This window comes from Acidovorax sp. (assembly GCF_034519795.1).
Taxonomy (GTDB): Bacteria; Pseudomonadota; Gammaproteobacteria; order Burkholderiales; family Burkholderiaceae_C; genus Acidovorax.
Window position 1 is genome coordinate 286,779 of the sequence record NZ_JAXHOB010000030.1, and the last position, 10,001, is coordinate 296,779.

Below are 10,001 nucleotides of genomic sequence, written 5' to 3' on the forward strand. Positions count from 1 at the left end.
GCCATGCTATCGCCTGCACTGGTCATCTCTGCCTCGCTGGGCTATTTGCTGATCCTGTTTGCCGTGGCCTATTGGGCCGACTGGCGGGGGAGGCAGGGCCGTTCCGTCATTGCAAACCCCTGGGTGTATGCACTTTCGCTGGCGGTTTACTGCACGGCCTGGACCTACTTCGGCAGTGTGGGCCGGGCGGCGACGGGTGGGGTCTGGTTCTTGCCCATCTACCTGGGCCCCACGCTGGCCATGGTGCTGGGGTGGCTGGTGGTGCGCAAGATGATCCGTATCGCCAAGACCTATCGCATCACGTCCATTGCCGACTTCGTTGCCAGCCGATACGGCAAAAGCCAGTTGCTGGCCGGGCTGATCACGGTGATTGCCGTGGTGGGTATCGTTCCCTACATTGCCTTGCAGCTCAAAGCCGTGTCCGCAGGATATGCGTTGCTGACGGCTGGTGGCATGGGCGGTACTGCGCAGGCCCCCGTGCACTGGAGCCAGGACAGCGCGCTGTATGTGGCTCTGGTGCTGGCGGGGTTCGCCATGGTGTTTGGTGCACGGCACCTGGACACCACCGAGCGGCATGAAGGCATGGTGGCGGCCATCGCGTTCGAGTCGGTAGTCAAACTCGCGGCTTTTCTGTCCGTGGGCCTGTTTGTGGTCTATGGCTTGTTTGACGGCCTGCCCGATCTCTTCGCGCAAGCCCAGGCAGTTCCGTCACTGCAGCAGTTGCTTCGCCTGGAGCAGGGCGGGCAGTTTGTATGGGCACAGTGGTTTGCGCTCACGTTGCTGTCGATGCTGTCGGTCGTTTTTTTGCCCCGGCAGTTCCAGGTAATGGTCGTTGAGAACGTGCGCGAGTCCCATCTGCGCCGGGCGGTGTGGGTGTTTCCGCTGTACCTGCTGCTCATCAACCTGCTGGTATTGCCTATTGCAATGGGGGGTCTCCTGTACTTTGGCGGGGGCGCGATGAATGCCGAGAATTTTGTGCTTTCCCTGCCGCTGGCGGCCGGGCAGCATGCACTGGCCTTGTTCGTGTTCATCGGCGGGCTGTCGGCCGCCACCGGCATGGTGATTGTGGAGACGATTGCGGTGTCCACCATGGTCAGCAACGAACTGGTGCTCCCCCTGCTGCTGCGCTGGAGGCATCTGCGCAGCGGTGCGGGGCAAGACCTCTCACGCCTGCTGCTGGGCATCCGGCGTGCAGCCATTTTGGGAGTGCTGGTGCTGGGCTATGTGTACTTCCATCTGGCTGGCGAGGCGTATGCGCTGGTCAGCATCGGGCTCATCAGCTTTGCCGCCGTGGCTCAGTTCGCGCCGCCAATGCTGGGTGGCATGTATTGGAAGGGCGGGACCCGGCGGGGCGCACTGGCGGGTCTGCTGGTCGGCTTTGCCATGTGGGCGTATACGCTGATGCTGCCCTCCATTGCCAAGTCGGGCTGGCTGGATGCAGGCTTTCTGACCCACGGCCCTTGGGGGCTTGAATGGTTGCGCCCCGAGCAATTGTTGGGACTCAGTGGCTTTGACGGACTAACCCACTCCATGTTCTGGAGCCTGCTGGCCAACGGGGTGACCTACGTGGGCTTGTCACTATGGCGTGCTCCGTCGGGACACGAGGCAAGCCAAGCGCTGTTGTTTGTGGATGTATTCCAGCGCACGGCAATGTCCAGCCCCGTGTTCTGGCGCGGCCGCGCCCGCACGCCCGACCTGCTGCGGCTGTGCGAGCGGCTTTTGGGCACCGAGAAGGCCCGGGCGCTGTTTGCCGGCTACGCGCGCCAAGTGGGCGTGCGGCAGGCTGACGCCATCCGGCCCAATGCGCAGTTTGTGCAGTTTGTGGAAACCCATCTGGCCGGGGCGGTGGGCAGCGCATCTGCCCGGGTGCTGGTGGCTTCGGTGGCCGAGGAGGAAACCCTCTCTCCCGACGACGTGCTGCGCATTTTGGATGAAACCTCGCAGATCCGCGCGTATTCGCGGGCGCTGGAGGACAAGTCCCGATCATTGGAGCAAGCCACTGCCGAGCTGCGCGAGGCCAACAACCAGCTGCAAAGCCTGGACCGCCTGAAGGACGACTTCATGTCATCCGTCACGCACGAACTGCGCACGCCGCTGACCTCCATTCGCGCGCTGGCTGAACTCATGCGCGATGACACGGACATGCCCACCGCCCAGCGCCAGCAGTTCATCGGCATCATCGTGGCCGAAACCGAACGCCTTACGCGGCTGGTCAACCAAGTGCTGGACATGGCCAAGATCGAAGCGGGACACGCCGATTGGCACGTGGCCGCTGTGGATGTGCGCGCGCTCGTTGAGCAGGCGGTGGCCACCACGGTCGAGATGTTTCGCGAACGCGCCGCGCAGGTGCGTGTGTCGTTGCCCCTCGAGCTGCCTCCAGGGGCCTGCGCGGCAGAAGAGTCATTGGCCACAAGGCCCGAAGGACAGGTCGCGTCGCGCACCACCTGCGGCGCCCAAGGGCCCCACCTGGGTTTGTCGGCACCAGCCAGCGATCCTCGGTTCTCGGACGCTTCGCTTCGGTGCCTTCTGCCGCGCACACTCTTGGTGGAGGCCGACCCGGACCGGCTTATGCAGGTGCTGCTGAACCTCCTGTCGAACGCCGCCAAGTTTGTACCGCAGCCTGGCGGTGAAGTGGTGGTGGTTCTGGAGGCCGATGCGCGGGGCGTCACTGTCTCGGTACAAGACAACGGGCCGGGCGTGGATCCTGCGCAGGCCCCGTTGGTGTTCGACCGCTTTCACCAGGGGGGCGATGCGGCCCACCGCCCTCAGGGCACGGGCCTGGGTCTGCCCATCAGTCGCCAGATCATTGAGCACTTTGGAGGGCGCCTGTGGCTGGAGACCTCCGACCGACAAGACCCATCGCTTCAGCCGACACCTGCCACGGGAGCGTGTTTTCGCTTCTGGCTTCCGCTGTCCCTCCCCGCTGCCGACAACCCGACCCCATCATGACTGCCAAGATCCTCATTGCCGACGACGAACCCAACATCGTGATCTCGCTCGAATACCTGCTGCAGCGCGAGGGCTACACCGTGGTCGTTGCGCGCGATGGCAACGAGGCGCTCGCCAGCATTGCGCGCGAGCGTCCTGATCTGGTGCTGCTGGACGTGATGATGCCCCACAAGTCCGGCTTTGAGGTGTGCCAGGCGGTGCGTTCCGATGCGGCGTTGCTGGCCACCAAGATCCTCATGCTCACCGCCAAGGGCCGCGAAACTGATGTGGCCAAAGGGCTGGCGCTGGGCGCCAATGCCTACATGACCAAGCCGTTCTCGACGCGCGAGTTGGTGCAGAAGGTGGCACAGCTGCTGGGCAAGCCAGGAGAAGAATCGGAATGAAAAGAATCGACCCTCGGCTGCTGCTGGCGGTGGGTACGGCCGCTCTCATGACGGTCGCCTGGCTGCTGCTGATGGGTGTCGTGGTGTGGTCCACACTGGAGCCTTCCGAGCGCACCGTCGTGGATGCCGTGCTGGCCCCCCGCCTGGCTTTGCTGGTATTGGGCTGGCTGACGGGACTGGTGGTGGTGGGCGCTGCCCTGCAAATGCTCTACCGCCGTTATGTGGGAGCGCCTGCACGCCTGCTGGAAGAGATGCACGTGGTGCTGGCCGCAGCCACACCGCAGCGGCTCAAACCCCAAGGAACCGCCGAGATGCAGGCCATGGCTGTTGCCGTGAATGAGCTGGCCGCTCAGCGCGATGGCCTGCGGGCCGACATGGATGCGCAGGTAGGCCTGGCCAGCCACAGCGTGCAACAAGAGAAAAATCGGTTGGCCGCGCTGATGGCTGAACTCAACCAGAGCGTGGTGGTGTGCAACCGGGACGGCCGAATCCTGTTGTACAACGAACACGCGCGCCAGCAGTTTCGCGCTTTGTCGCAAGGGACCGCCACTGCGGCCGGGGCCGAGTTGATCGGCATTGGCCGCTCGGTGTATGCCGCGCTTGACCGCCAGGTGCTGGCCCATGCACTGGAACGCATCCAGCAGGCCACGGCGCGCGGCACAGCCCGCCCGTCTGCACAGTTTGTGACCACGGCAGGGGGCGGGCAACTGCTGCGCGTACAGGTGGCGCCCGTCCGCGACGCTGATGCCGATGTGGAAAAATGCCCGCCGGATGCAGGGCAAAGGGGCGGAGCCGTTGCAGCGACACGCATGGACGGCTTTGTGCTGATGCTGGAGGACGTGACCCAGAGCGTGCAGGAGGAATCCGAGCGCGACCAATTGCTGCATGGTCTGACCGAAGGCAGCCGCGCCTCTCTGGCCAACATCCAGGCGGCGGTGGACATGCTGGGCTACGCTGACCTGGAGATCGCCATGCGCGACCGCTTTCTGGCGATAGCGCGGGACGAAGTCGGCACCATGGGCCGTCGCGTCAATGACCTGGCCCAGCGTGCCACCCAGCGGCTCAAAGCCCGCTGGCCGCTGGAGGACATGCTGGGCGCAGAGCTCGTGGACGCAGCGCAACGACAGATTTCCGCCGTGTGCAGGCGCACCGTGACGCTGGACGAGGTGGATGCTGACCTGTGGCTCAAGGTGGACAGCTACACCCTGCTGCAGGCGCTGACGTACCTGGCCCATCGGCTGGTGGATGAGTTCGAGGTGCGCTTTGTGCAGTTGCGATTGCAACCCACGGGCGTCCACGCCCAACTGGACCTGGTGTGGAGCGGGCAGGCCATGAGCAACGAGACTGTGATGAGCTGGGAGATGGACGCCATGCGCTTTGGCACCGAGCGCACGCCGTTGACGGTGCGCGATGTGATCGAGCGCCACGGCGGTGAAATGTGGTTTGAGCGAGACCGCGCGCGCCACCTGGCGTTCTTCCGATTTCTGCTGCCCCTGGCCAGCGGGCAGGAGCCGGCGCAGCTCGCCCTGGGTGACAACAGCTACAGCCGCCCCGAGTACTACGACTTCGACCTGTTCCAGATGGACGAGCAGCGCAGCGCGCTGGACGACCGTCCACTGAGCGAACTGGCCTATACCGTGTTTGACACCGAGACTACCGGCCTGAACCCTGCGGGAGGCGACGCCATCATCCAATTGGGGGCAGCGCGCATCGTCAACGGGAAACTGTTGCGCCAGGAGACCTTCGAGCAGTTGGTGGACCCCGGGCGGCGCATTCCTGAAGCATCGATTCCGATCCACGGCATCTCGCAGGACATGGTCATGGGCAAGCCCCGCATTGGCCAGGTGCTGCCGGTCTTCCACGCGTACGCACAAGACACCGTGCTGGTGGCCCACAACGCGGCGTTCGACATGCGCTTTCTGCAGCTGCAGGAGGCCGCTACGGGTATCACGTTTCATCAGCCAGTACTGGACACCTTGCTGCTGTCAGCCGTGGTACATCCACACCAGGAATCGCACCGGCTCGAAGCCATTGCCGAGCGCTTCAACATCACGGTGCTGGGGAGGCACACGGCGTTGGGGGATGCACTGGTCACGGCGGAGATCTGGCTGCGATTGATTCCGCTGCTGCAGGAGCGGGGGATTCACACCCTGCGACAGGCGCGGGAGGCGGCACAGAAGACATACCACGCACGGCTGAAGTATTGATACGGTATTGCTCTTGCGCGCCTCACTGGCCGGGGAGCTGCCGGCAGCGCTGAAAGGCACCCCACCGGCGCTGTTCGGTTGAAGGCCAGTCCGTGAATGAACATTTACACCCCGTCCGTTCAGGCCCAGCTCCTAAGGCCGGGACGCGGCCAGTGTGCACAGCCCTTTGAATTCTTCAGGGCAACCCAAGCACAACGCGGCTGGACGGCATGGTGCGTGACGCATAAGGCCATTTCAGCCAATGTGGTGGTCAGGGACCGTCAGCACAAAGCCCTGTGGCTGGAGGCAGCACGGACCCGGTCGGCGTAGCGAAAGTCTCAACCGGTGTGCTCAATACCGCCCCGTCTGATACCGCTGCCCCAGCACTCCCTGCAGCGTCTGCACCACCAAAAAAGCCTCCTTGAGGTGGCTACGTTCGAAGTTGGACAGCTCCTCCAGCGCCAGAAAATTGTCGGGTAGCTGGCCCTGTGCCATCTGCCGAGCCTGGTGGGCAATGCGCAGTTTGGACAGGAACTCCAGCGCATCGCGCAGGTCGCGTGCGCTTTGGGAACTGACCTCACCCGCCACCGACGCCACCTCCAGCCGGTCGTGGGTATTGACTGCGGCAACCCCCCCGGCCAGTGCATACACCCGTGCCAGATCCACGATGGGCACGATACCGCTGTGCTTGAGGTCGATCGCACCCGCATTCTCGCCGCCCCGGATGCGCGCGATGGAGCCAAACAGGCCCAGGGGTGGGCGATGCTTGAGCGCATTGCCCACCATGTGTGCAAGGAACAGGCTGTTGCCACGCGTGCGCTGCAGCACTTCGCTGCGCAGGGATTCCAGCAACTCGGCCTTGCCGTGGATGGCGCGCAAGTCGAAGAAAACGCAGGTCAGCATCAGCGCCATGGGCTCGGGTGTGTCCACCCACTGGCGAAAGTACTGCGCCCAACGCTGTCGCGGCTGTCGCCATCTGTCGGTCATGGCCATCATCTCGCCGGGGCAGTGGATATAGCCACACGCAGCCAGCCCATCGCAGACGAAGCGCGAAAAAGCACTGAAATACGCGCCATGCAGGCCCTCGTCATAGCGGTCATCCAGCACCAGGCAGTTGTCCTGGTCGGACTTGGCGGTCTGCTCGCTGCGGGCCTGCGAGCCTGCGGCCACCCACACGTAGTCCACCGGTGGCGGGCCCATTTGCGCCTCGGCCATTTGAATCAGCCGGGTGGTCAACGCGTCCGTGATGGTGGTGACGATATGCCCTGTGCTGTAAGCGCTGGCATCCGCCGCCGCCAGATGCTGCTGCAAAAGTTTGACCTTCGCACTGATGCGCACCAGCCCCTCCAGCGCCGTCTGCTTGTACACATCTCCCGCCAGATACACGGCGGAGGAACTGTGCTGCTCCGTCAGATCGGTAGCGGTAATCATGCCGGCAATCCGGTTGCCCTCCATCACCGGGACATGGTGAACGTTGTGGCGGGCCATCAGCAGCAAGGCTTCAAACGCAGGGCTTTGCGCCTGCAGTGTCATGGGAGCCAGCGTGGCAATATCGGACATCGGGCGATCCGTGTCCAGTCCTTGCGCCACCACCCGGTTACGCAGATCCCGGTCGGTTACCAGCCCGAACAAATGGCCTTGCTCCACCAACAACACTGACGACACGCGCAACTCGCGCATTTGCTGCGCCCCAGCACGTATGCTGGTATGGGGCGGCAACGCAATGGGCTCACGCTTGATCAGCGCACGCACGGGCGTATTGAGCAGTGTCAACACGCTTTGGGAGTCACGCACTGCCGTGGCAAGAGAGGCCGACGCAGGCAGCGACGGAAAATGGTACCCCAGCGCCGCATTGTCCCGGCACAGCGCCTGGAGCTCAGCAGGTGCCAGCCATGCCACCAGACCATCGGCCGCGCCCGTGGCCTGCCAAGTGTTCAGGTGCTGCGATGGTGTCGCGCCAGAACCGAACATCTCACCGGGCTGCAAGTGGACAACGATGTCGAGATCCTGATCAGCCAGATCCACTTGACCCGCAACCACCAGCCCGAGGCGCGCGTGCAAACGCCCTTGCGGCAGCAGTGAATCACCCTTCTCCATGGTCTCCAGCTGCCATTGCAGCGCAAGCGTCTTCGCGTCCAGTTGACCCCAGATTCGATGACTCGCGAGCATGGACTGCAGGAGTGGGAGAGCATCATGGAATGATTTCATGGACTGCCTTCGCAAGCGACAACGGCGTTCATTGTTGCAGTCCTACCGCCAGTACGGGGGCAGGGTTGATACCGGCTGTGGATATCGACCAGCCCGTCAGTGCCCCGAACTACCCACACGGCGCCGCCCCCGCGCCTTCCCGCTGAGGCAGCAGACGCTAGGGCAGCACACAGATTCTCGGCTGCGGCGGGACAAGCCCTCACCCTAGTGTCGCGAGTTAGAAATTCGTTGAGTCAATCTACCGACAATCCCTGCCATGCGTCGTTGCAAATGCTCGCCATGCGCCCGGCATGTCTGCGCTTTGCGCCTAGCTTGGCAGCGATTTCGGCAGATTTCTTTCTTCAACGAACTTCCAACTCAAGACACTAGTCGCGCGCGTAGATGTCGACGTCCTTGGTTTCGCGCAGCAAAAAGGTCCCCAGCATCGCCGTGACGGCGGCAACCACGACCGGGTACCAGAGCCCACTGTAGACGTTGCCGGTCTGCGCCACGATGGCAAATGACATGGGTGGCAGCAGGCCGCCAAACCAGCCGTTCCCGATGTGGTAGGGCAAACTCATCGAGGTGTAGCGGATGCGGGTGGGAAACATCTCCACCAACATCGCCGCGATGGGGCCATAGACCATCGCCACCAACACCATCAGATAGCTGATGATGGCCACCACCGCAAGCGTGTGAATGCGCGCCGGGTCTGCCTGCGTGGGATAGCCGTTGTCGGCGAGCGCATGACCCAAAGCCTGACGAAACACAGCAGTGTTGCGGCGTGCTTCGTCTACAGGCATCCCTTGCACAGACGAACTGACAATCTCGGTGGCGCCGATGCGAATCAGCGCCCTCTCGGGCGGGCCGGTAGGGTCTGTGCTGTAGCTGACCGAATGTGCCGCCAGCATCTGCTTGGCCAGGTCGCAAGGAGTGGTGAACCGCGCCACGCCCGTGGGGTTGAACTGGAACGAGCAGTTGGTCGGGTCTGCCACCAACACCACGCGGTTGCGCGCCTGCGCTTCGGCCAGTGCGGGATTGGCCGCCCAGGCCAGCGCCTGAAATGCGGGGAAATACGTCGCAGCCGCCAGCGCGCAACCCAGCATGATGATGGGCTTGCGCCCCACCCGGTCCGACATCGCGCCAAACACGATGAAAAACGGCAAACCGATGAGCAGCGCCGCAGCCACCATCAGTTGCGCCGTGACCGTATCCACCTTGAGCTGCTGCGTGAGAAAGAACAGCGCATAGAACTGCCCGGTGTACCACACCACCGCCTGCCCGGCAGTCAATCCCACCAGGGCCAACAGCACCACGCGCAGATTCTTCCAGCGGCCAAACGATTCCGACACCGGTGCCGGCGACGTGCGCCCCTGCGCCTTCAAACGCCGAAACGCGGGCGACTCATCCAGCGACAACCGGATCCACACCGACACACCCAGCAGCACGATGGATACCAAAAAGGGGATGCGCCAGCCCCATTCGGCAAACGCAGCCTCCCCCAGCATCATGCGCGTACCCAGAATGACCAACAGCGACATGAACAACCCCAGCGTGGCCGTCGTCTGAATCCATGCGGTGTAGGCGCCCAGGCGCCCCCTTGGCGCATGCTCGGCCACATAGATGGCAGCCCCTCCGTATTCCCCCCCCATCGCCAGTCCCTGCAGCAACCGCAGTCCGACAAGGATGACCGGTGCCGCCACGCCGATGCTGCCATACGTTGGCAAAATACCCACGATAAAGGTAGACAGGCCCATGATGAGGATGGTCACCAGAAAGGTGTATTTGCGCCCGATCATGTCACCCAGCCGCCCAAAGAGCAGCGCCCCAAAAGGCCGCACGATGAAACCCGCCACAAAGGCCAGGAGCGCAAAGACAAACGCCGAAGCCGCATCCAGCGGACTGAAGAACTGTCGCGCAATGATGGTCGCCAACGTGCCGTAGAGATAGAAGTCGTACCACTCGAACACCGTGCCGAGAGACGACGCGAAAACGACTTTTCTCTCCTCCCGCGTCATGGCGCGGGAGGCGGCGACGTCAGCCATGGGTGTGTGTCTCCAGGTAGGGCTTGTTGTTCTCGGCTCATAGAACCTGCGTGTTGCCCACGCCGCAAGCCCAGTCAGCACCCACCCATTCTTGAAGCTATCACTGACCCCGCACTGACAACCGTACCGCGATGGGCTTGCCGGCTACCCAATCGGCCGGCCCAAAGCCGCCAGCGCAGTAGCGCTGTCAGCCTGCCTTGACTGCGAGGCCCGATGGCACCTGGGGCACGGCCTCCCATCCATCGCCCGCA

General features: G+C 63.5%; 5 protein-coding genes. 3 read left to right on the top strand and 2 right to left on the bottom strand.

Annotated elements, in window-relative coordinates; all coding sequences use genetic code 11:
• Positions 1-3 precede the first annotated feature (3 nt).
• Genes U5N23_RS30165 through U5N23_RS30175 form a run of 3 tightly spaced genes read left to right on the top strand, consistent with a single transcriptional unit; the run spans position 4 to position 5,539 of the window.
• Positions 4-2,949: a sensor histidine kinase gene (locus tag U5N23_RS30165; protein WP_322596370.1), complete on the top strand. Its 2,946-nt coding sequence runs from the start codon at positions 4-6 to the stop codon at positions 2,947-2,949.
• Positions 2,946-3,332: a response regulator transcription factor gene (locus U5N23_RS30170; protein WP_322596371.1), complete on the top strand. Its 387-nt coding sequence runs from the start codon at positions 2,946-2,948 to the stop codon at positions 3,330-3,332. The genes U5N23_RS30165 and U5N23_RS30170 overlap by 4 nt, the downstream gene beginning before the upstream one ends.
• Positions 3,329-5,539, top strand: coding sequence for an exonuclease domain-containing protein (locus U5N23_RS30175; RefSeq protein WP_322596372.1), 2,211 nt, complete (start codon positions 3,329-3,331; stop codon positions 5,537-5,539). Before U5N23_RS30170 ends, U5N23_RS30175 begins: the two co-directional genes overlap by 4 nt.
• A gap of 330 nt (positions 5,540-5,869) precedes the next feature.
• Here the strand turns inward: U5N23_RS30175 and U5N23_RS30180 are convergent, their stop codons facing one another.
• Positions 5,870-7,726 carry a putative nucleotidyltransferase substrate binding domain-containing protein gene (locus U5N23_RS30180; protein WP_322596373.1) on the bottom strand — a complete coding sequence of 619 codons (1,857 nt, stop codon included), beginning with the start codon at positions 7,724-7,726 and terminating at the stop codon, positions 5,870-5,872.
• Positions 7,727-8,091: 365 nt separating this feature from the next.
• Positions 8,092-9,750: an MFS transporter gene (locus tag U5N23_RS30185; protein WP_322596374.1), complete on the bottom strand. Its 1,659-nt coding sequence runs from the start codon at positions 9,748-9,750 to the stop codon at positions 8,092-8,094.
• Positions 9,751-10,001 lie beyond the last annotated feature (251 nt).

What these genes read in the sequence shown, in the direction of transcription:
- U5N23_RS30185 (WP_322596374.1), bottom strand. Translation starts at nt 9,750, where the DNA reads ATGGCTGACGTCGCCGCCTCCCGCGCCATGACGCGGGAGGAGAGAAAA.
- U5N23_RS30165 (WP_322596370.1), top strand. Translation starts at nt 4, where the DNA reads ATGCTATCGCCTGCACTGGTCATCTCTGCCTCGCTGGGCTATTTGCTG.
- U5N23_RS30170 (WP_322596371.1), top strand. Translation starts at nt 2,946, where the DNA reads ATGACTGCCAAGATCCTCATTGCCGACGACGAACCCAACATCGTGATC.
- U5N23_RS30180 (WP_322596373.1), bottom strand. Translation starts at nt 7,726, where the DNA reads ATGAAATCATTCCATGATGCTCTCCCACTCCTGCAGTCCATGCTCGCG.
- U5N23_RS30175 (WP_322596372.1), top strand. Translation starts at nt 3,329, where the DNA reads ATGAAAAGAATCGACCCTCGGCTGCTGCTGGCGGTGGGTACGGCCGCT.